General features: G+C 66.2%; 17 protein-coding genes and 3 pseudogenes. 10 read left to right on the forward strand and 10 right to left on the reverse strand.

The window, feature by feature from the left end; all coding sequences use genetic code 11:
• Positions 1-285 precede the first annotated feature (285 nt).
• Positions 286-2,004 (forward strand): putative bifunctional diguanylate cyclase/phosphodiesterase, encoded by a 1,719-nt coding sequence (locus tag ACFVY3_RS17125; protein ID WP_400160653.1) that lies wholly within the window; start codon positions 286-288, stop codon positions 2,002-2,004.
• Between the two features lie 594 nt (positions 2,005-2,598).
• Here ACFVY3_RS17125 and ACFVY3_RS17130 read toward each other — a convergent pair.
• Entirely contained in the window at positions 2,599-3,027 is a 429-nt protein-coding gene (locus tag ACFVY3_RS17130) for a hypothetical protein (RefSeq protein ID WP_236803056.1), read from the reverse strand.
• 670 nt (positions 3,028-3,697) lie between these two features.
• Here ACFVY3_RS17130 and ACFVY3_RS17135 point away from each other — a divergent pair.
• The 5 genes and pseudogenes from ACFVY3_RS17135 to ACFVY3_RS17155 form a co-directional block, all read left to right on the forward strand.
• Positions 3,698-3,862 (forward strand): annotated as a pseudogene (locus ACFVY3_RS17135) (IS256 family transposase); the annotation flags it as partial.
• Between the two features lie 591 nt (positions 3,863-4,453).
• The gene (locus ACFVY3_RS17140) at positions 4,454-5,404 is read left to right on the forward strand and encodes a carbohydrate ABC transporter permease (RefSeq protein ID WP_373993499.1); all 951 of its coding nucleotides are present in this window, start codon (positions 4,454-4,456) and stop codon (positions 5,402-5,404) included.
• Positions 5,401-6,327: a carbohydrate ABC transporter permease gene (locus ACFVY3_RS17145; protein WP_373993500.1), complete on the forward strand. Its 927-nt coding sequence runs from the start codon at positions 5,401-5,403 to the stop codon at positions 6,325-6,327. Before ACFVY3_RS17140 ends, ACFVY3_RS17145 begins: the two co-directional genes overlap by 4 nt.
• An 88-nt stretch (positions 6,328-6,415) precedes the next feature.
• Positions 6,416-7,762, forward strand: coding sequence for an ABC transporter substrate-binding protein (locus ACFVY3_RS17150; protein WP_373993501.1), 1,347 nt, complete (start codon positions 6,416-6,418; stop codon positions 7,760-7,762).
• Between the two features lie 228 nt (positions 7,763-7,990).
• Positions 7,991-8,725 carry a VIT family protein gene (locus tag ACFVY3_RS17155; RefSeq protein ID WP_400160654.1) on the forward strand — a complete coding sequence of 245 codons (735 nt, stop codon included), beginning with the start codon at positions 7,991-7,993 and terminating at the stop codon, positions 8,723-8,725.
• A 156-nt stretch (positions 8,726-8,881) separates the two neighbouring features.
• On the opposite strand, the gene ACFVY3_RS17160 is transcribed toward ACFVY3_RS17155, so the two are convergent.
• The 3 genes from ACFVY3_RS17160 to ACFVY3_RS17170 form a co-directional block, all read right to left on the reverse strand.
• Positions 8,882-9,559 carry a DUF1345 domain-containing protein gene (locus ACFVY3_RS17160; protein ID WP_236803058.1) on the reverse strand — a complete coding sequence of 226 codons (678 nt, stop codon included), beginning with the start codon at positions 9,557-9,559 and terminating at the stop codon, positions 8,882-8,884.
• 148 nt (positions 9,560-9,707) lie between these two features.
• On the reverse strand, positions 9,708-11,324 hold the full coding sequence (locus tag ACFVY3_RS17165; protein WP_236803059.1) for a multicopper oxidase family protein: 1,617 nt from the start codon (positions 11,322-11,324) through the stop codon (positions 9,708-9,710).
• A 1,463-nt stretch (positions 11,325-12,787) separates the two neighbouring features.
• Positions 12,788-13,336 carry a hypothetical protein gene (locus tag ACFVY3_RS17170; RefSeq protein WP_236803061.1) on the reverse strand — a complete coding sequence of 183 codons (549 nt, stop codon included), beginning with the start codon at positions 13,334-13,336 and terminating at the stop codon, positions 12,788-12,790.
• Positions 13,337-13,580: 244 nt separating this feature from the next.
• Between ACFVY3_RS17170 and ACFVY3_RS17175 the strand changes: the two genes are divergently transcribed.
• Entirely contained in the window at positions 13,581-14,207 is a 627-nt protein-coding gene (locus tag ACFVY3_RS17175) for a DedA family protein (protein WP_236803062.1), read from the forward strand.
• A 172-nt stretch (positions 14,208-14,379) separates the two neighbouring features.
• Here the strand turns inward: ACFVY3_RS17175 and ACFVY3_RS17180 are convergent, their stop codons facing one another.
• From ACFVY3_RS17180 to ACFVY3_RS17200, 5 genes are read right to left on the reverse strand one after another with little or no spacing between them, the layout of a single operon-like run.
• Positions 14,380-14,613, reverse strand: a complete 234-nt coding sequence (locus ACFVY3_RS17180; protein WP_400160655.1) for a ferredoxin — start codon at positions 14,611-14,613, stop codon at positions 14,380-14,382.
• Positions 14,610-15,701, reverse strand: coding sequence for an NADH-ubiquinone oxidoreductase-F iron-sulfur binding region domain-containing protein (locus ACFVY3_RS17185; RefSeq protein WP_400160656.1), 1,092 nt, complete (start codon positions 15,699-15,701; stop codon positions 14,610-14,612). Before ACFVY3_RS17185 ends, ACFVY3_RS17180 begins: the two co-directional genes overlap by 4 nt.
• Positions 15,692-16,267, reverse strand: coding sequence for a ferric reductase-like transmembrane domain-containing protein (locus ACFVY3_RS17190; protein WP_400160657.1), 576 nt, complete (start codon positions 16,265-16,267; stop codon positions 15,692-15,694). The genes ACFVY3_RS17185 and ACFVY3_RS17190 overlap by 10 nt, the downstream gene beginning before the upstream one ends.
• Complete coding sequence (locus ACFVY3_RS17195; protein ID WP_236803066.1) at positions 16,264-17,202, reverse strand: FAD:protein FMN transferase; 939 nt, start codon at positions 17,200-17,202, stop codon at positions 16,264-16,266. Before ACFVY3_RS17195 ends, ACFVY3_RS17190 begins: the two co-directional genes overlap by 4 nt.
• Positions 17,203-17,204: 2 nt before the next feature.
• Positions 17,205-17,417 carry a hypothetical protein gene (locus tag ACFVY3_RS17200; RefSeq protein WP_400160658.1) on the reverse strand — a complete coding sequence of 71 codons (213 nt, stop codon included), beginning with the start codon at positions 17,415-17,417 and terminating at the stop codon, positions 17,205-17,207.
• A 233-nt stretch (positions 17,418-17,650) separates the two neighbouring features.
• On the opposite strand from ACFVY3_RS17200, the pseudogene ACFVY3_RS17205 reads away from it, so the two are divergent.
• From ACFVY3_RS17205 to ACFVY3_RS17215, 3 genes and pseudogenes are all read left to right on the forward strand, one after another.
• Positions 17,651-18,424: pseudogene (locus tag ACFVY3_RS17205) on the forward strand (alcohol dehydrogenase catalytic domain-containing protein); the annotation flags it as partial.
• 74 nt (positions 18,425-18,498) lie between these two features.
• Positions 18,499-18,729 (forward strand): hypothetical protein, encoded by a 231-nt coding sequence (locus ACFVY3_RS17210; RefSeq protein WP_400160659.1) that lies wholly within the window; start codon positions 18,499-18,501, stop codon positions 18,727-18,729.
• Between the two features lies 1 nt (position 18,730).
• Positions 18,731-20,542, forward strand: a complete 1,812-nt coding sequence (locus ACFVY3_RS17215) for a glycoside hydrolase family 15 protein (RefSeq protein WP_236803069.1) — start codon at positions 18,731-18,733, stop codon at positions 20,540-20,542.
• A 950-nt stretch (positions 20,543-21,492) separates the two neighbouring features.
• Here ACFVY3_RS17215 and ACFVY3_RS17220 read toward each other — a convergent pair.
• Positions 21,493-21,906, reverse strand: a pseudogene (locus ACFVY3_RS17220) (plasmid pRiA4b ORF-3 family protein); the annotation flags it as partial.
• Between the last annotated feature and the right edge of the window lie 183 nt (positions 21,907-22,089).

The following is a 22,089-nucleotide window of genomic DNA, read 5'->3' on the forward strand; positions in this document are numbered from 1 at the left end:
TCCTTCGGTTTCCCAGTGGTGTCCGCAGTCTTCACGGCATCCAGTGTCACCGGCATATCCAGCTCATTCCTGCCAAGCAGACCGCCTGGCGTGTCGAGCCGGATACACCGTTAATTCCACAGTCCCGCACGACGCTGCCGCTGGCTGCAGTTTTGCCCACGTGGAGCGGCGGGCCCTCCCCCTGTCAACGATTTTCCCGATTCTTTGCCGGGGGTACTGACTTCCGTTCACTTGTAGCTGATAATAAGAACTCGTGTCCGCCAATCCCGTTGTTCCTTGCGCGCTATGAAGCGCTCCACACCTGTGCTGGGCGATCTCGGGTTCGAGGCCATTGTCGTGCCAGGCGATACATCCTTGGCGGAAATTGAAGTGTTGTTCAGGGCCGATCGCGGGCTCCGGGGTGTCGTTATCGACGTCGGCGGGCATCATTCCTTGTTGACCCGGGACCAGCTTGATCACCGGATGACGGGACGGCTGGGTTACGGGCGGGCGCTGAATGCGCGTGTGAGCGTAGAAGCGTTGGTACCACACAGGACCTTCAGGCTGCCTCCGTCGATGAATCTTCAGACCGCCGCCGCCGCGGTGCTGGGCAGGCCCGAGGAGAGCAGATACCAGGATATGCTCGTCACCGCGGCGGCTCCCCGCATCGTCCCGGTATCGGAGGTTTTCGAGGGACTTTCCGACGTCTTCCGGCATGCCGCTCTCCACGACCCGCTCACCGGTCTGGCCAACAGGCGCGGGCTGGAAGAGTCAGGGCCGGCGCTCCTGGCCGGCGAGGGTTCGTCCCGCGCGGCGATCCTCTACATAGACCTCGATGACTTTAAGGTCATCAACGACACCTTTGGGCATCGGTCCGGCGATGCCGTGCTCACCGCTTTTACGGCCAGGCTACAGGCCTGCACGCGCCCGGCAGACACGGTCGCCCGGCTCGGAGGGGACGAATTCGCCGTAATACTGACGGACGTCGATGAGGCCACGGCCCGGACCGCGGCGCACCGGATCCTGGAGTCCCTGGATGAGCCATTCGACCATGACGGTCACAGCTTCCGGCTCTCCGCCACCTTGGGCCTGGCCATGGCCGACGACGTCGAGGACGATAGGCAGGACCCCGGGACCCGTCTCGAATACTTGCTCCGCCACGCGGACGAAGCGATGTTGCAGGCAAAACACGAAGGTAAACGCCGGCTAGGCCGGATCGACCCCTCCCGGCCAATCCGTTTCTCCCGTCAAGCCCTCATCCGCCGCCGCTTGCCACTGGCCCTCGGCAACGCAGGCTTCAGCCTCCACTACCAGCCCCTCATGGACATTCTTACCGGTTCATGTCTTGCCGTGGAAGCGTTACTGCGCTGGGAAGACCCGGAACTGGGCATGGTCTCGCCGGAGGACTTCATCCACATTGCCGAATTCACCGGTGAAATCCATGCCATCGGCCGGTGGGTCATCGACGAGGCCTGCATCCAGGCCCGGAAGTGGATGGACGCCGGCACCCCCCGGGCCATCTCCGTAAATATTTCGCCTCTGCAGTTAGCAACGGGAAGCTTGGTCCCCGATATCCAGGCGGCGCTGCTGCGCCATCATGTGCCGGCATCCCTGCTGAACATCGAAATCACCGAGAGTGCCGCCATCGTGGATCTACCGTCCGCTGCGTCACAGCTGCGCGCCCTGATCCACGCGGGCACCGGCGTTGCCCTCGACGATTACGGCACAGCCTATTCGTCTTTGGCGCTGCTGCGGGAACTTCCCCTCACCGGGTTGAAGCTGGATAAGGCCTTCATCGATGCGATCGATACGGACCGCACCTCCGCGATCCTGGTAGCCAGCGTCATCGGCCCGGCGAAAATCCTCGGCCTGCGAACAACCGCCGAGGGCGTTGAACGCGAATCCCAACTAGCGGTTCTGAGAGGGCTCGGTTGCGACACCGCTCAGGGCTATCTCATCTCGCGGCCACTGCCCGCCGCAGAGCTCGAACCCGTCCTGAGGAAAAGAACACCGGCTGATATGTGAGCACAAACCCCCCTCGCGCAGAACTTCCCGCCCGCAAAGCGCGAAAATGAGAACGAAAATCCCCGGGACCTGCACTCCTCGGCCACGACGGACTCAACGGCCTACCCCCAAGTTCTCATCAACGTCTGGCCGCCGCCCTGCTCAGACCTGGATCATCCGATTGGTGCATTCCGGCCTGCCCTGAACGAGGATTCGGGCGCGCTCGAACGCGGCGTGAAACCCCTACACACCGTTCCGAACGCCCCAGCCGCCCCAGAGCTGCGGTCGAGGAGCGCAACGACGCGGCAGAGGCCCCCGGGCGCGTCGGTGCCCACCGGTAAGAAACCCAACGTCATCGACCGCATTTAATCGGTCCGCACCGTTCGGGCGCGGCCGCTTGGTGTGGCTGCCATCGGAGCGGTGCGCGAGTGCAGGCCGAGTTCTTCGAACCGGAACCAACCTGCCATATTCACCAGGCGACCCGCAGGCCGGCCTCGACGACGTCCCGCGCGGGGGACGTCGAGGAAGAACGTTCCGCCGGCGCCGCGGGGCCACATGACCGCCCGGGGTACCGACCCAGGGCTGTTGCTTTCGGCGTTGCCAGAGGCGGTGCCACTATTCAGGCAGTTGTATCTGGAAGCCGCAGCTGCAGCGCAATATGCGGGTGGTAAGGCAGACGTCGTTGGCGTTCTGCGGGTCGCGGTCCGTGTAGACGGCGTTGAGGCAGCCGGCCTCTGAATCGAGCGTATGCATCGGCCGGCCGCAGTGGACGTACTCTCCGTCGAATATCAGGACGTCATCCTCGCCCGGGGCCCGGCTGAGGACTGCCCCTACGGCGGCAACGTCGGCTCGTCGCAGGTAGTGGAGATCGCACGCGGTGCAGACATACCCTGCTTCCACGAAATCGTCCGAGGGCGGATCGAGGGCTTTAATCGACTGCAGCCTCAGCTCCGTGTCAGAACCGCAATGGCCGCACAGGAGCAAAGTACTGCCGGGGCGATCAGTGTGCGGGCGGATACTGGCGGCGCCGGGATCGAAGGACATTTTTACGCTCCCGCCGCGTAGCTGGACAGGCTGCAATCCGCCCCGTCGACACAACCCAGGCGCATTGCCGCGCTGAATGCGGTATCTGGCAGGCCGGTCCAGGCGGTGATGGCCCGGCCACCGCCCTGGTTGACATGCGAGGCGGCCATGCTCGGCTCCCTTTTAGCTGCGTGCATTCCAGCCCGCCATCCTGCTATAGCGGGATCTCCCGCCAGCTATGCACCAAGCCGAAAGGAGGATAGATACGTGATGCCTGCCACCAAAAACCTACGCCGTGGCTCCTGGCGTGTCCAGCCACCGTCGGCGGCGGCAGGACAGTCCGGGCAGAAAGAACCTGCCCACGATTCCCTTGTCATCTTGTCTGGGCTGGACTGGTAGCGGAGTATTTGAAGTGGCGGTGTTTCACCTTGCTGGAGAGGGTCCATTCAGCCTTCATCGGGGTTCCGTCCGGGGGCTGACTCGCGGCCTCAAGAAATTCGGGAGTCAGCCCCACTTGCCGGTGCCGCACCGGGTGCCTCGGCGCATAGCCTGTCGCGGTATTGCTACGGACAGTGGTTTCAGCCCTGCGAGGAGAATCACGAGGCAAGGCCCCTGAGCTCGCCGCCGGGATCCTGAGCCTGTCCTGAAAAACGGGCAACACCATTGGCACTTAGGACAGTCATCGTGCAGCGGCCACTTCCCGACCGAGCAGTCCGCGTTGAAGTGCGTCTACCTGGCTATCATGAGCCTGGACCCCACCGGCAAGGGCCGGAAACGCTGGAGCAACCGCTGGAAGGCCACTCTCAACGCCTCCGAGATCACCTTTGACGGCCGCCTGTCCGCCGGCAGGAGCTAGAGAAGACAACCCCAGTTACACCGAATAATTGACAGACCCGACGGAGACGCTGCACGCACACCCCAGGGCTTGACAAGCCCTGGGGTTTCTTCGCCATGTTTGGGAAAGGGTTTTTGGGGCCGGTGTCAGCCTCCGTCCGGGGGGACCATGGAGCCCCTTCATCCCTTTTCCGAACGGGCCCTGGACGGCAGACTGGCATCGCCGGATAGTAAGGGCCCGTCAGATCATCGTATGGCCGCCCAACAGGATGGGAGCCTTGTTTCCATGCGGGGGGTGGCCAGGATCAGGCGTATAAGGACGTCCGGCGGGAATAGCCAGTGCGGGCAGCGTTCCTACATGACCCACAGTCGGACGCTGCGGCTGGTCCCGGTCAGGATGCGCTATCCGGGCGGAGAGTGGCCGGGCGGATGGACAATTTCCCGGGGCGCCGGCCTGGGGCTGGGCCGTTGAGGGCCCAGTTCATGAACAACTCGAGAACCGGGCATGAATTCATTCTAAGGAAGGCCGCTTGAGGGTCGTGATCGGGTTCCGGGGTGCCCTGGCCGTGGTTTAGTGGTCGGGGGGATTTTCAGACCTCAGTGAAAGACGAGAATGACCCGAGAATTGACTGACCGCCCCCGCGCCGTCGTCGAGGCCGCACCGGCTCCGGCGCCGCGTTCCCGGTGGTCCGCCCGGGCCCGCCGGGACTTCATGGTTTTCCTGGCGCTGGCCCTGCCGAACCTGGCGTTGATCGCGGTGTTCACCTACCTCCCGCTCATCAACAACATCTATTACTCCACGCTGGACTGGACGCTGGGCTCCGCCTCCGCCACGGTGGTCGGCTTCGACAACTACATCAACTTCTTCACCAGCGCCGATGCGCCCAAGGTGCTGGGGACCACGGCCGTCTTTACCCTCATCACGGTGGGCGGGTCCATGGTCCTGGGACTGCTGGTGGCCCTGGCGCTGAACTCCAAGGTCCGCGGCACCACCTTCGCCCGGTCCGCTGTCTTCGCCCCCTACGTGCTCAGCGGTGTCGGCGTCGGGCTGGTCTGGCTGTTCATCTTCGACCCCGGCTACGGCGTGCTGTCCTGGCTGCTCCGCGGGATCGGCCAGCAGAGCCCGCAATGGATCAATGACCCCCAGCTCTCCTTGGTCATGGTGATCATCGTCTACGTCTGGAAGAACCTCGGCTATTGCGCCGTCGTCTACCTTGCCGGCCTGCAGTCACTGCCGCAGGACGTGATGGAGGCAGCCTCGCTGGACGGCGCCAACGGGTTCCGCCGCTTTATCAGCATGTCCGTCCCGCTGCTGTCCCCCACCACGTTCTTCCTGCTCATCACCACCATGCTGAGCTCCCTGCAGGCGTTCGACCTGATCCGGATCATGACCCCGTTGGGCAACGGTACCTCCACCCTGATCTATGAGGCCTACCTGCAGGCCTTCGGTGCCTTCAACCGCGCCGGCTACTCGGCGTCCATCTCCGTGGTCCTCTTCGCGATCCTCCTGATCATTACCGTGCTGCAGGTGCGGTTCGTAGAACGGAAGGTGCACTACTCGTGAGCACTCTCTCCCCCGTCAACCCGGATCCGGCCGCCAACGCCGGGCCGGCCGCCGGTCCCGAGGCTCCGCTGCAGCGCCAGCGGCCTTTTTCCCGCGCCAACCTGGTCCAGACCATCGCCGGTGGCTACGTCCCGCTCATCCTTGCCACCCTCGTGGTGGTCCTTCCGCTGCTCTGGATGGTGCTGAGTTCCTTCAAGCAGCCCGGCGAGATCGTCACGATGGACCTGAAGATCCTGCCGGAAAGCGTGAACCTGGACAACTACCACGTCGCGATGACCACGGTGCCGTTCGCCCGGTTCTTCATGAACAGCCTGATCGTCACCACCGTGGGCGCCACCGTGAAGGTCATCCTGGCCATCCTCACGGCCTACGCCCTGGTCTTTGTCCGCTTCCCGTTCAAGAACGCCATTTTCATTCTTATCCTGGTCGCGCTGATGGTGCCGCCGCAGGTGTCCATCCTGCCCAACTACATCCTGATTGCGGGCATGGGCGGGAAGAACACCCTGTGGGGGATCATCCTTCCGGGGCTGGGCACCGCGTTCGGCACGTTCCTGCTGCGCCAGCACTTCATGACGCTCCCCGGCTCCATCCTGGAGGCGGCCGAGATCGACGGCGCGGGGCACTGGCGGCGGCTCTGGCAGGTCGTGGTCCCGGTCTCCGGCCCCTCCATTGCAACGGTCGCCCTGGTCACTGTGGTGAGCGAATGGAATGACTACATCTGGCCGCTGATCATCACCGACCGGCCGGAAACCATGACCCTGCCGGTGGGCCTGACCCTGCTGCAGAACTCGGAAGGCAACGGCTCCGGCTGGGGCATCCTGATGGCCGGCGCCGTGCTGGTGATCGTTCCGATCCTGCTGGTCTTCGCTGCACTGCAGCGCTACATCGTGGCCGGCCTCACCCAGGGCAGCGTCACCGGATAAAGCGAGCCTCACCCCAGCCAAACATCACCACACCGAGTCAACACCCTGGGTCATTACCCGATTCGGGGCCCTTTTGAGAGGATCCACCATGGCAATAAATCTTGACCGCCGACACTTCCTTGGCTTTACCGGCGCCGCAGCCGGCGCGGCCGCACTGGCCGCCTGCGGCGGCCCGACCACGGCAGGCACGGGGGCCGCGACCACCGCGGCCGACATTGATTTCTCCGGCGTGAAGCCCGCCTCGTCCATCGATTTCTGGTCCAACCACCCGGGCAAGTCCCAGGACGTGGAAAGGGCCATCATTGAGAAGTTCCAGGCGAAGTACCCGGAGATCAAGGTCAACCTGGTCACTGCCGGGGCGAACTACGAGGATATTGCGCAGAAGTTTCAGACCTCCCAGGCTGCCAAGTCCGCCCTGCCCGGCCTCGTGGTGCTCTCCGATGTCTGGTGGTTCCGGTACTTCACCAACGGCAACATCATCGCCCTCGACGGCCTGATCAAGCAGCTGGACATCAAGGTGGACGACTTCCAGAAGTCGCTCGTCGCGGACTACAAGTACGCCGACAAGCAGTGGGCCCTCCCCTACGGCCGCTCCACCCCGCTGTTCTACTACAACAAGGACCACTTCAAGGCCGCCGGCCTCCCGGACCGGGCGCCGAAGACCTGGCAGGAGTTCGGCGAGTGGGCCCCCAAGCTCAAGGCCAGCTCCGGCGCGCAGTACGCCTACATCTACCCGGCGCTGGCCGGCTACGCCGGCTGGACCCTGCAGAACAACCTGTGGGGCTGGGGCGGCAGCTGGTCCAACGAGTGGACCATCAACTGTGATTCCCCCGAGTCGGTGGCGGCTCTCCAGTGGGCGCAGGACTCGATCTACAAGGACAAATGGGCGGGCGTGTCCTCCAAGGAAGCTGCCGACGATTTCGCCGCGGGCCTGACCTCCTCCACGATCTCCTCCACCGGTTCCCTGCTGGGGGTGTTGAAGTCCGCCAAGTTTAATGTCGGCGTCGGGTTCCTGCCGGGCGGCCCCAAGACCGAAAGCCCGGTCTGCCCCACCGGCGGGGCGGGCCTTGGTATCCCCAGCGGTGTCAGCAAGGAAGTCCAGCTGGCATCTGCGATGTTCCTGAAGTTCATGACCGAACCCGAGAACACCGCCGCGTTCTCCGCCGCCACCGGCTACATGCCGGTCCGCAAGTCCGCGGACATGACCGCCGTCCTGGCCAAGACACCACAGATCAAGACGGCCATGGACCAGCTCGCTGTCACCCGCGTCCAGGACAACGCGCGCGTGTTCCTGCCGGGCGCCGACCAGGAAATGGCCAAGGCCGCCGCGGCGATCTTCACCCAGCAGGGCGACGTCAAGGCCACCATGACGGCACTCAAAAGCACCCTGGAAGGGATCTACACCAAGGACGTGAAACCCAAGCTCAAAGCCTGACCGGCGTATCCCGTTACCGGCATGCGGACAAATGGACTGATTGCTTCACGGCGGCTGCCGGCCGGCTGGACCTCGATCATCGCGGGTCCAGCCGCTCCGGAGGAACGGGACAGATCTTCGAGTACGTACCCGGGCCGGACCTTCGGTGGCTGCTAGTGTGATGTCCTGGCACCGGCCCGCGCTCCGGCCGCAGGGCGAGTGGTGCATCCGTGCTGCGCTCTCCTTGGAATGACGTTGAAAGTGAGAAATCCCATGCCTGTTCATGCCTTTCCGGAACCGCATGCCTCCGGGATGTCCGGGCGCTTGAACGCCCTGCGGGCTGCCGTGCTGGGGGCCAACGACGGGATTTTGTCGATGGCCGGTCTGGTGATCGGTGTTGCCGGTGCGACGACCCTTGTGCAGCCGGTCTTCATCGCGGCGATGGCGGGGTTGACCGCGGGTGCCGTTTCCATGGCGCTGGGTGAGTACGTGTCGGTGAGCAGCCAGCGGGACAGCGAACGGGACCTTATTGTCAAAGAGCGGCGTGAGCTGGCCGAGGACCCTGAAGGGGAGCTGCAGGAACTGGCCGGGCTCTACGAGGAGCAGGGCCTCAGCAGCGCCACCGCGGCCATGGTCGCCCGGGAGCTGACAGCAGCGGATCCGCTGAAGGCACACCTGCGGATGGAGCTCGGCGTCGACGAGGAAGAGCTGACCAACCCCTGGCACGCGGCAGGTTCATCGGCGGCGGCGTTCCTGCTGGGCGGTGCGCTTCCGGTAGCCGCGATCCTGCTCTCCCCGGTGTCGGTGCGGGTCTGGATCACCTACGTGATCGTGCTCGCGGCCCTGGCCCTCACCGGTGCCTTGGGGGCAAGGATAGGCGGAGGGTCCATCCGCAGAGCCGCGACCCGGGTACTGTTCGGCGGAGCGGTGGGTCTGATGATCACTTACGGCATCGGGTTGCTCTTCGGTGCGACCGTGCTTTAACCGGCCGCCCTCAGCACAGCCATCCATCTGCTCCACCCGGCCGCCGCCGGCGGAAAATTCTACTTTCCTTTCCCACAGGCGCACGGGAACTCTCTGCCCCGTCCGGGCCGGCGCCTCACAGGCAGGGTTCCTGAACACTGGCAGAGCCAGGGCCTTTTAGTGGATGAGGCCGGAGACGAGGTTGATGGTGGTGGCCAGGACGATGGCCCCGAGGAGGTAGGACAGCAGTGCCTGGCGCAGGACCGTGGAGCGGATCGCATCGGTTTTCAGGTTGGTGTCGGAGACCTGGAAGGTCATCCCGACGGTGAATGCCAGGTAGGCGAAGTCCCGGTAGTGGGGCGCGCTTTCTTCGTTGAAATCGATCCCGTTCTTGTCCCGGTAGTAGATGGAGGCGTAGCGGAGCGTGAAGAGGGTGTGCACGAGGAACCAGGACAGGGCCACACTTCCGAGTGCCAGGGCGATTACCGAGGCTTTGCTGCCGCCTTGCAAGGTGGCGGCATCGAGCAGGATCAGCGCGACTCCGGTGAAGCTTCCCATGGTCGCGGCCAGGACCAGTACGTCTGAAATGCCGCGCCCTGGGTCTTCCCGTTTGGCATGGGCGGCCGTACCTGCCGGGTCCAGACGCCCGATAACAACCCACACCCAGACCAGGTACGTCGCGGACGCCGCAGCCCAACCGGCCGCGGGCGCGTAGTCCGGCGGCCCGCTAACCGCGACGAGGAACGCGGCCGCGGCACCGGTGACCGTCATGGCCGTGACCCGGAGCCAGGAACGGTGGAAAACGGAGGCGAACCCTTCACGGGCCCCGACGACTGTGTTACCGGCAGTGTTCATAGGACCATCGTCGCAGGTCGGCACCCGGCACTGCCTCTGGCAGATCCCGATAGCGGCCGGGTGCGGGCCGCATTTTGCGCTGCGCCGGGCCTGCGCGCACCCCGGGCCCTGAAGGCAGAGACGCGGGGTACGCGGGCCACCGGGTCGACTATTTGATGTAGGAGAAGACCCCCATCATGCCGCGCTCGGCGTGGTAGGCGTTGTGGCAGTGGGTAAGCCATTGACCGGGGTTATCGGCATCGAATTCGACGCTCACTGTTTGTTTCGGGCGCACGATGACGGTGTCTTTGCGCGCCCCGCCACCGGCGAGCTGGAACGTGTGGCCGTGCAAGTGCATGGGGTGCCACATGGTGGTGTCATTGATGAAGTCCACCCGGACCCGTTCATTGACCTTGAGATCGAACGCCCCCTCGTAGGGATTGTTCATGTCGAAGCGGCGGTTGTTGATGCCCCAGTCGTACTTTGCCATGCCGCCGGTCAGGTGCACTTCATGGACCCGGTCCGCCGGTTTCGCCGGGAGGAGGACGGAGGCGTCTGCCTTGAGCATGCCGCCGTCAACGACCGTGCCACCCAAAGTTGAAGGGAAGGCGGTTGCCGGCGGCGGTGTACCCGTGCCCGTGCTGATCAGGCCGTAGGCCATCCCGGGTTTACCTTCGGGCAGCGCCAGAACAGGGGTGAAACCCTCCTGCACGTTCAGGATCGCGTCGATCCGTTCCCCCATGCCCAGGACAACGGCGTCAACGTCCCGGTGCGCGGCCGGGAACCCGTCCGTGTGCGTCAACGTAATTTTCTGCCCGGGCACACCGACACGGTAAGCGGTGTCAGCGGCCGCGTTGATGATCCGCAACCGGACCCGGCTGCCCGGTTTGCTGGGAAACGTTTCAGGCCCGGCCGCGGCCTTGCCGTTGAAAAGATGGTACGGGTAGGAAACGTCGCCCGCGTCACCGCCGAGGAAGTCGCTGCGCGCCCCCATCAACATGTATTTCATGCCCGGCATCGGCGGCATCGTGGACCCTGACCCGCCCATGTCCATGCCGGGCATCGAGGACGCTGACCCGCCGCCCATGTCCATGCCGGGCATTGAATGGGCCGGTGCCGGGGTGTTCATGGACCCCATGCCCATGGAGAGTTCCTTCAGGACATCGTCGGGGGTGCCGGTGACCCCGTCCATCCAGTCATCAAGGATGATCACCCATTCCTGGTCATAGGCCAGGGTTTCCTTGGGATCGGCGATAATGAGGGCCCCGTAGAGCCCGCGTTCGCGCTGCATTTCCACGTGCGAGTGGTACCAGTACGTTCCCGGGTGGGGAAGAACGAAGTTGTAGTCGTACGCGGCGCCGGGGGCGATGGCCTGTTGTGTCAGCCCCGGGACCCCGTCCTGGTCGTTGCGCAGGGCCAGCCCGTGCCAGTGCACGGAGGTCCCCTGGCTGAGCTGGTTCATCAGCGGCACCGTGAGTTTATCCCCTGCGGTGGCCCGGATCACCGGCCCGTTCAGGGTGCCCCCATAGCCCCAGGTCCGGACAGGTTGTCCGGCGATAACGACGTCGGCTTCACCGGCGCTGAGCCGGGTTGTGATGGTCTTGCCCGTGAAGGCGCGGCGCGCTTCGAAGTCCGCGATCATCGGGTCCCCCGGCATGATCCTGGTCACCGCGGAAGGCCCGGCGGTCGGGTTGGACGTGCAGGCAGCGAGGGCCGCCATGGCAGCGGCCGCGATCCCGGTACCGAGCACAGTACGGCGGGAGGGAAGAGGGTAGGCGTTTTTCATTTTTGCGTGTCCTTGGTCTGTATCCGCGCAACGCGGAGAAATCTCAAAAAAAGGGGGTAACTCTAAGTACTCCAGGGGCGGGAGGAGCCGCTGCGGCCAACCGGCAAACAGGCACCGCCGGCCCGGGCCCGGGGCACGCCCGCAGCAGCGCCCGGCGGAGGCCAGGAGAAGGCCGGGCGGAGCCGCACGCACCCGGGATGGACCGGCAGCTTTTGGTCGTCTCTGTCCCAGGGGTGCGGAGGCAGCCGGGACGAACACGGCCAGGGCCCTGCAACGATGAAGGCAGTCGCTAGCGGCGTACGCGGGGGCTGTGGGGGCGGACCGGGACCGGTTTACGTGCGGCTGATAGAGAGTTCTGTCAGGGACGGTGCGGCCCGTCCGCGGGCTGCCGGCTTCAGACAGGGAAGAGCAGGAGCGCCCACAAGGGCCGCCCTGCCGGCATCCGGAGCGAGGGCGGGCAGTACAGGCTGAGGAGCCGCAGCGCTGGCTTGCGGGCCACATGACCATTCATGTGCTGTCATCGTGCACGGCGCCGGGCAACCGGAAGATTGGTTCCCGCCGGGCAAGGGGACTGGGGCCACGGCCGGCCCGGCGGTTGCCGCCCGGCCGGCCGGACGCGCCCCCGCGGCAGAGGAATGGCCGCCGGACACCGGTGAGATGCCGCTGTGCGGCGCTGTGCTGTGCGGGGGTGGGCTGCCGTGGCCCGTTCCAGGGGCGTGCATGCCCAGAATCCCGAGTACCAGGCCTGCGAGAACCAGGAAAGCAACGACGGGCGGGGAAACCGGGTTAAGGGCCGGGAACGAGGGGTGCTTTCGCGCTGTCCTCACCGGTCCCCTTTCACCGCCCCTCACGGGGTCGTTCCCTGCACGGTATTCTACCCAACACCCGGGGACGGTCAGTCGCCGCTGGCTTCCCCTGCGTCATGCTGCTGGCCGTCCGCGCCTGCCGGCACCTGGTGCACGGCCGGCGCGGGGGCGGACGCGGTGGACGATGCCGGCCCCGGCGCAGGGGCTGCGACCGCGGGCCCAATCCCGGCGACCGCGGTCCCGGCAACCAAAGCGATTCCGGCCAGAGTGCTGAACAGGACAGCTGAGCGGGGGGTTCGGGTCGCAGACATTGCCGGTATCCGTCCTACTAAGTCGGTGCCCCGTCCGGATGGGGGGCCCGTCCGGGGCGGGCGTCTCAACGACGCCTGCCACCCATTATCCGGGACTGTGCTGAATGGTTGCTGAGAGTCCGCAGTGAACCGGCAGGGAACCTGGCGGGGGCAGCGCCGGACCCGGAAACGGTCCTGCGTCCCTCGGGTGCTCACCCGGATCCTGCGGAGGTCGGCCACGCCGGCGCCGGCGGACGTGCCGGTCAAAGGGTGTGGGCCTTTGGCCGGCCCCGCACCGGCCGCGCCATTGGGTCGCCGCCGGCGCGTGAATGAGACGGCATGCTGAGGCCTGCAGTGGTACTTGTCGTTAGGGAGTAGGAGTGGGCGCCGGGGTTGGGGAAGTGGCCGGCGGCGTGGTGCCGGGGGTGTGGGGCGGCTCCGGCCGGATCGGGAAGTAGGGTGCGTATTCGGTGAAGGTCGCGTCGAGGACGGGTACCGGGATGGTCTGTGTCGTCGTGTCTGCGCTGATTTTGAGCTGGAGCGTCGCGCCGGGGGCCGCGCCGGTGCGGGCGAACGTGACCGGGGCCGTGTCGAGGGTGAGCTGTCTGCGGTCTTGGGCCGGGACCGGTATGGTCGTTGTCTCTCCTGATGCCAGGGCCAGGGTGAGGACGATGTCGTGGTCGGTGGTGTTCCTCACCGTGCCGATGACCCTGCCCGGTCCGTTGGCGTCCAGGGCGAGAATCAACAGGTTGCCCAGCTTCACCGGGCCGATCACGGTGTTGATGCCGTTGGTGGCCGGCGTGATCCGGGTGGTCTCCTGGGGGTTGGTAAAGGAGCACCCTGCCGTCCCGGGAAGGGCCAGACCGAGGAGCACCGCCAGGGCGAGGGTGTTCGCGCGTTTGCTGACGTGCTGCATCTGGTCACTCCCGTGCCTGGGCCGGATCCTCTACCGCACACTGTACCCACGCGGCCGTGCACCGGTCCAGACCGCCGCTGCGGGCATGGACAGCGCAGGTGCGTAGGCCGCTGCAGAGCCCTGCCGGCTCCCCTGGGACACCTCGGATCGGGGCCTCGGGCCGGGATACCCCTGAGGTCGGCGCGGAAAGATCGCCGGAACCGCAGGTGCGTGGGGGGTGGGCGCCAGGAGGAAAGGCAGTGTTGTGGGCCAGATTGTGGACAGTATCCTGAATATCAGCCCGGTGCTGGCCGCGCTGCTGGTCTTTGCCCTGGTATTCGCTGAAGACGCGTTTTTCCTCGGATTTGTGATCCCGGGTGAGACGGCGGCCATTCTGGGCGGCGTCCTGGCCAGCCACGGACGGCTTCCCTTGTGGGTGGTGATCGTTCTGGTCGTGACGGCGGCGATCACCGGCGACACGGTGGGGTACGAGGTAGGACGGTTCTTCGGGCCGCGGATCATGCGCCTGCGCCTTGTTGCGAGGAAAGGGCAGCAGGTGGCTAAAGCCCAGGACCTGTTGCGCCGCCGGGGCGGCGCGGCTGTCTTCGTGGGACGCTTCACAGCATTCTTCCGCGCTGTCATGCCTGCCCTGGCCGGCATGGCGCATATGCCCTACCTGCGGTTTTTGGCCTTCAACGCCGCGGGCGCTCTGGTGTGGGGTACCGGCTGTGCCCTGCTGGGGTTCCTGGCAGGGAACTCATATCAGAGCATCGCCCGGACAGCCGGACACGGAGCCGCCCTCCTCACCGTCGCTGTTGTCCTTGCAGCGTTACTGTTCTGGCACCTGCGCAGGCGCCGCGCCGCGAAAGCGGCCCCGGAAGCGGGCAGTTGACGCCCGTCTGAGCGCACCGTCGGTCAGAGAATGCGGAAGCGTGCCCGGGACAAACACCGTCGGGTCGGGGGGCAGATGCGGTGTCCTGGGTCCTACCCCTCCAGCACCTGCCAGAGGACCACCGGGCGGGCAGTGGAAGTCCTCGTGCGGGCAAGGGTCAGCGGGCTCCGACTCAGTCGTTTTGGTTTCGCCAGTAGAGTGCCCGGGCCGGGCAGTACCGGACGGTCAGCTCAGCGTCGTTCGTTTTGGGGATGGGTCCGTCCAGGATGGGGTAGCCCCATTCGTCGAGGGTGATGTGTTCAGGCAGCAAGGTGGCGCAGACTCCGTGCCCGGTGCAGGCGGTCCGGTCGACGGCCAGGACCGGGACGGCCGAATCGGTCCGGGGCGGGCGGGCAGAAAAGCTCACGACTGATCTCTTTCTTCCTGTCCGGGGCAATAGCCTGCCGCGTGCGCTTGGAGGTGGGTGCTGAAGACCTCCAGTGCTGAGGCGGTGAACGCTGCAACACCGTCGGGGAAGTGGCAGGCCCCGCGGCCGGTAAGCAGTCCCAGTCGTTGCCGCAGCGCGGCGTGGGCTCCGGGACCTCCGGTACCGGCGGCGAGTTCGGCGAACCCGGCCGCTGCCGCGGGGAGCCCGAACATGCAGGGCCCGCATTGGCCGGCGGATTCCCCGGCGGCGTAGTTGAGCATGTCCGCGACCGTGGCGACCGGGCAATGTGAGGGGCCCAGCAGGTGCATGACCCCGGGCCCGGGAGCGGCGCCCGCGGTGGCCATCGACGCGGTGGTGTAGTGCAGGGCCGGTATCCGGGACGCTGCAATCCAGGTGCCGCCGAGTCCGCCGATGTTCAGGGCCCGGGCGCCGGGCAGCGGTCCACCGGCCAGGGAGAGTATTTGGCTTAGGGATGGTCCGGTTTCGGTTTCGTAGACACCTGGCGCCTGGACGGCGCCGTTGAGAGCGACCAGCCGCGGGCCGGGGTCCTCCGGTGTGCCGAAAGACCGGAACCAGCCGGGCCCGAAGGCCTCGATCTGGGCGATCCGCAGAAGTGTTTCGGCGTTCAGGACCAGTACCGGCAGGGTTTTCTTCCCCTCCGGGGTGCGGCCGCCCTGGACCAGGCGGGCGCGTTTGGTCATCGGGCGGGCAAGGCCGCCGTGATGCAGGGAAACGAGGGCGCTGGCCTCGGAGGCGACATACCGGGCAGGTACCGGCAACACCGCCACGCCCGCTGCCCGCAGGCGTCCTTCGGTTTCTGATCCGGCGTGGGCGGCATACGTTACCCGCTTCAGGCCCGTCAATGCTGCCCCGTCCCGGACCTCGGCGAGGTGGTGCCGGATGACGTAGGCGTCCTTCGCGGCACCGATTTCCCCGTCGCAGGCGTTAACTATCAGCTCGGCCCGGTTCTGAAGCGCCGCGCCGAGTTTCACGGCAGTGCTGAACGCCGAACCGCTCCGGCCCGTCAGGCCGGCCTCGTGCAGGGCCGGCAGCAGGTTCAGCGCCATGGCTGTTGTCCGATTTCGGTGCGGCGGGTCTCATCGGGTTGCCGGCCGGTGAGCCGGTAGGCGATCGCGGCGGCGCCTGCGGCCAGGCAGGCCACCCCCACGGCCCGGAGGATCCAGGCGCTCCCGGTGCCCATCGTGATGCCATGGACTATCGCTGCCGGCCACAGCACGTAGCTCAGCGCGTGGACCCGGCCCCACCACCGCTCGGGAATACGGTGACGCAGCATCGAGGTCAACGTCACGGCCACAAGCAGATCGAACGCGACAGCGCCCAGCCCGATCCAGGCCCGTTCGTAGCCGGAAGTGAACGGCACCACTACCGACACCCAGCCGATGTCGACGTAGCCTTCCAGCACGGCAGTAACAATATGGGCTACCACAAAAACCATCATCCCCAGGGCCAGGTTGCGGTGGAGCCCTGTCACGACAGTGGTCCCGATCCCTGCCGGCCGGCGCCGCCCGGAAGTCACAACACCGAGAATGAACGTCACCGTCAGCAGCACCGAAGCCGTGACCCCGCTCGCCCGGGAAACGAACCAGAAAACCTCGCTGACCGCCGGACTCACAGTGCCCCGGCAGGTTCGTGGGGGGCAGGCCAGTTCCCGGTCCTCACGGTCGAACCGTCCGTGGCGTGCAGGCTGGCATCGATGCCACGGGCCCCCAGCCAGGACGGTGCCTGAGCACCCAGGACGATGGCGGCGGTCGAGGCGGCGTTGGCTTCCAGAGCGGTCGCACCCAGGCAGGTCACTTCGGCCCAGATGCGCTGTGCCGGGGCGCCGGTGCGCGGGTCGATGATGTGGTGGGCGGTCCCGGACCCGCTGGACCACGCCCGGTGCCTCGTTGAAGACGTTGCTATGGCCTGGTCCCTGATGGTGATGACCTGATCGGTGCGGCCGCGGTCGTGCTCGATCCCTACCTGCCAGCCTGTCTCTGGAGGGGTGCCGGCAACGGCGATGTCTCCGCCCAGGTCGACCAGGAAACCGCCCGGCAGGGTCTCACCCAGCAGGGCCGCGATCCGGTCAGCGGCGTAGGCTTTGGCGCTGGAGCCAAAGTCCAGCACCGTGCCGGCCGGCATGACCAGCAACCGGACGTCGGGTGTGTAGCTGATCTGCAGCCACCCCGGCGCCGGTTCCGGATCACCGGGCACCGTCCAGCCCGCCCTGTCTCTGACCAGTACCATATCGTCATCGTAACCGGCCCGCAGCAGGGCCGCGCCGACTGTCGGGTCCACCAGGCCGCCGGTCAGGGCCGCCGTGCGGAAGGAAGCCTCCAAAACATCCCCGAGCAAGGCACTGACTGCCACCGCCACCGGACCCCGGGCCGACCGGGCGTTAATGGTCGTAAGTTCTGAATCTGCCCGGAACCGCGAGGCAGCAAGGTCCAGAGACGCCAGCCATTCCCTGGCCGTGCGCACAGCCTGATCCAGGGCGCCCGGGTCGGTCGCGTGCACGCTAACGGTGGTGCCGATCGCATCGAACCGGGCGGCCGGGACAGCTGCCAAGGTCAGGAGGCCCGGGTCGCGGTCTGCGGCACTGCAGCGGCCGGGGCGTTTTGTGCGGGCGTAACTTTCCCGAACGTCCCTGCCGCGGCGGGCGCGGCCGGCGCCTGCTGCACCGCCGCCGCTGCTGCCTGGCCGGTGGCGGCGGTGTGCTGCACCGTGGCCAGCCCGGCGCCGGCGCCGGCGGTCGCGATCCCCGCCAGTACCATCGCGGTCACCGTCCAGCGCCGTACCGCGCCGAGAGCCCGAGCCCGTGAATTCACAACCGCCGTCATCGCATGTCCTTCCGTTACCACCAAGTTTCCCACGAGCCCGATAAGAGGTACCTGAGATGAACCTGTGTACGGTCTGTGAGACCTTCCGGGAGGACCATGGCTGCGCGGGCCCTAAGAAGTTCTCCGGTTTTCAGCGGGATTCGGAGGTGGACGTGGTAGACAAATAACCGGGACGGATGCCGCCCGGAGATGCAGGAGGAAAAGACGTGAAGGCTTTGACTGTCGTCCCGGGGACGAAGGAGCCGTTGGTGCTCAGGGATGTCCCCGAGCCCGACGCGGCGGACGGTCAGGTCCTGGTGGAGACCCTGGCCGTCGGGCTCTGCGGCACCGATGCCGAGATCACCTCCGGCGAATACGGAGAAGCACCCGCCGGGTCACCGTTTCTGATTCTGGGACACGAGAACATCGGCCGTGTCCTCGACGCTCCGGCAGGTTCCGGGCTCAGCCCCCGGGATCTGGTGGTCTGCATCGTTCGCCGTCCGGACCCTGTGCCGTGTCCTGCGTGCGCGGCGGGGCAGTGGGATATGTGCCGCAACGGCCGCTACACCGAACACGGAATAAAAGGCCTGCACGGGTTCGCCCGAGAACGCTTCCGGGCTGATCCTGATGCTCTCGTCCGGCTTCCGAACACGCTGGCCGACGTCGGCGTTCTGCTGGAACCAACAACCATCGTCGCCAAAGCCTGGCAGCACATCGACGCGATCGGCTCCCGGGCCTTTTTTGCCCCGAAGACCGCCGTTGTCACCGGGGCCGGGCCGGTCGGCCTGCTCGCGGCACTGCTGGGCGTGCAGCGCGGACTCGACGTCCACGTCTTTGACCAAGTGCGGGCAGGGCCGAAACCGGGACTCGTCCGGGAGCTCGGAGCGACCTACCACCCGGAGAGCCTCACTGATTCCGGGATTCAGGCCGATATCCTGGTCGAATGCACCGGCGTCGCCTCCGTAGTGCTCGAGACGATGACCTGCAGAGCCCTCGACTCGGTCACCTGCCTGACCGGAGTCTCCTCCACCGCAGGACCGAGCCAGTGGACATCGGCGCGGTCAACCGTGCCCTGGTGCTGGGCAACGAATCGGTATTCGGCAGCGTCAACGCCAACCGCAGCCACTATGAAGCCGCTGTCAGGGCATTGGAGCAGGCCGACAGCGCCTGGCTTCAGCGGCTGATCACCCGCCGGGTACCACTGGCCGACTTCCAGGACGCCTTCCGGCGCCAGGATACCGACGTGAAAGTCGTCCTCGAAGTCAAGGCCGGCTGAGGTGACGCGCATAGAGGATTACGCCATCGTCGGGGACCTGCACACGGCAGCCCTGATCGGAACAGACGGATCCATCGACTGGCTCTGCCTGCCGCACTTCGACTCGCCGGCCTGTTTCGCCGCGCTGCTGGACACCCCCGACGCGGGACGCTGGCTGCTGGCCCCTGCCGCCGGAGGCACCTGCACCCGCCGCCGGTACCGGCCCGACACCCTGGTCCTGGAGACCGAATGGGACACCGGCACGGGAAGGGTCAGAGTAACCGATTTCATGCCTCCCCGGGACGGGGTCGCCGACCTCATCCGCATCGTAGAGGGACTCAGCGGCACCGTCGCGATGCGCGGCGAACTGGCCTTACGTTTCGACTACGGGCACGTGGTCCCCTGGGTCCGGCGCACCACAACCGGGATTCATGCGGTCGCCGGGCCCGACTCGGTTCACCTGTCCTCGTCCGCCCCCATGGAGGGAGAACACCTCCGCACGGTCAGCGAATTCACGGTCAAGGCAGGTGAGCGTGTCCCGTTCGTCCTTACCTGGTCACCCAGCCACTTGCGGCGGCCGCGGACCGTCGACGCCGAGAATGCCCTGACCGGGACCCTGGCGTACTGGGAGGACTGGTCTTCGCGCAGCGCGGCCGCCGGCCCCTACCGGGACGCTGTCCAGCGGTCCCTGATCACCCTCAAAGCACTCACCTTCGCCCCGACCGGGGGCATCGTCGCGGCTGCGACGACATCACTTCCCGAACAGCCCGGGGGGCCCCGCAACTGGGACTACCGGTACTGCTGGCTCCGGGACGCGACGCTGACGCTGCAGTCCCTCATCACAGCCGGCTACACGGACGAGGCCAAAGCCTGGCGGGAATGGCTGCTGCGCGCCGTGGCAGGCGACCCGGCAGACCTGCAGATCATGTATTCCCTCGACGGGCGGCGCAGGCTCCCCGAAGCCGAGATACCCTGGCTGGCAGGGTACGAGGACTCCACGCCGGTCCGCACCGGCAACGCGGCCGCCGACCAACTCCAACTCGACGTCTGGGGTGAAGTCCTCGACGGGCTTTCCCTCACCCGCAACGCCCTCCTCCACGACGCGGACGACTCCTGGGACATCCAAATCGCCCTAATGGACCACCTTGAGGACGCCTGGCAACAGCCCGACAACGGACTCTGGGAAATGCGCGGACCCAGGCGGCACTTCACCCACTCCAAAGTCATGGCCTGGGTCGCAGTAGACCGGATGATCAAGGCAGTCCGCCAGTTCCACCTCCCCGGACCAGCAGACCGGTGGGAGGACCTTCGCGAGGCCATCCACAACGACGTCATGGAGCACGGCTTCAACCCTGAAATGAACTCCTTCGTCCAGTCCTACGGCGGCACCGAACTCGACGCCAGTCTCCTGCTGATCCCCAGGGTCGGATTCCTTCCTCCGGACCACCCCCGCGTCACCGGCACCATCGACGCCATCCAGCGCGGCCTGACCCAGGACGGGTACGTGCTCCGGTACCGCCCCCAACACAGCGACGACGGGCTGCCCGGCGGAGAAGGTGTCTTCGTTGCCTGCTCCTTCTGGCTCGTCGACGCACTCCTTGGCGCCGGAAAACGCACCGAGGCAACGACACTGTTCGAACGACTCCTGACCCTGCGCAACGACGTGGGCCTGCTCAGCGAGGAATGGGACGTCCAAGACGCCCGGCAACTCGGTAACACCCCACAGGCCTTCAGCCACTTCGCCCTGATCACCAGCGCCTTCCAGCTCCACCACGGCCCCAGCCACCGAAGCGATCAAACAATCACCGCCCGCACAACCCCGCCACCGGACTAACCCCAAACACGGCCGGCCGCACCAGGTGCAGACAGCGAAGAGGCCACAAGGAACCCTCGCCGGCCCGGCCTCGGAGGGCCCCGTTTCGCTCTCGCCCCAGGGCCCCGCCGCTCATGTCAAAGGCAAACAACCGCAGAGAAATCAGCCGACCGGACAATCACGGTATTTCTCAGCTCGTGAGCCCAGATTCTGTAAGCCCGGTACTTAGCCCGTCCGGGCCTGTTACGGCTCCTCCGAAGGTTCGGCATGCTCCGGCGCCTCCGGTGCCTCTGCCGGTTCGGCATGCTCCGGCGCCTCCGGTGCCTCTGCCGGTTCGGCATGCTCCGGCGCCTCCGAAGGTTCGGCATGCTCCGGCGCCTCTGCCGGTTCGGCATGCTCCGGCGCCTCCGGTGCCTCTGCCGGTTCGGCAATCACTGGTACGTCCGGTGCGTGTGCCAACTCCGGTGCGGTTGAAGATGACGCCGGCGCCGGCGGGACCTCAGCCGAAGATACGGGCGCGCTGGACGGAGTGGGCGTCGATGCGGGAACAACCGACGATGTGGCCGTGGAGGAAGCCGACGGATCAGCGGCGGGGGCGGCCGGCGACACAGTGGACGTCGCATCGGTCGGCGCAACGGTGGCGGTGGCGGCCACTGCTGCACCGGTGCCACCAGCGGCAACGACGGATGCTACAACAACGGCTTTTCCTGTGGTGCCCAGCGCACCCAGCCAGGGGATGATTCCTGCCATGACAGGGGAGTCCTTTCAATACAGAACATGAGACCGGCTGACCTCATGGACAGCCGAGCGCAACGGTACTTGACAGATGGGGGATCCTGCTCGCCAGTTCCTGGAAACTACGTCAATCCTTGGCGTTTCCTGCGCCGTCCACGCGGAGACAAAAACTCGCTAAGGCATGCCGGCACAATGCCATTGGTGCCAGGCCTGGCTGTGCCGTGGCCGGCACTTGGTCAGTTTCCTTCGGGTGTGAAGAGTCTGCCGAGTTCTTCGTTGACTTTGACCGGGTCGGAGTGTGCGGGATCGAAAGTTTCCTCTCCGCCGGATCGTTGCGCGGTTCCTTGGGCCCATTCGTGCAGGCCCTGGAGGTGCTCGCGGTCTGATTCATCGACGGCATCAGGGTTGGCCAGAGTGGCGATGAGGTCTTCATAGCCGCCGATTCCACCGGAGTCCTCCAGGGGGCAGCGTCGTTTACCGCGGATCACCCGGGCATGGGCGTCGTCACCGGTTTTCCTGACGGTTTCGATCCAGTCGATGCGGTGGAGCCAGCTATCGCCGAAGTCGTATGCGTAGAACAGCGGGGTTGAGCCTTCGTTGAGGACTTTCCCGAGCTGGACGGTCTCTTCAGGCAGGTACCAGCCCTCCTCGTCTTCTGCCCTGACGTAGGCAGGCGCCCAAGACCTGGCCTGTGTCCGTCCGCGGCCGGGACTGTGGAATTAACGGTGTATCCGGCTCGACACGCCAGGCGGTCTGCTTGGCAGGAATGAGCTGGATATGCCGGTGACACTGGATGCCGTGAAGACTGCGGACACCACTGGGAAACCGAAGGA

This window comes from Arthrobacter sp. BPSS-3, from assembly GCF_044628475.1.
Taxonomy (GTDB): Bacteria; Actinomycetota; Actinomycetes; order Actinomycetales; family Micrococcaceae; genus Arthrobacter.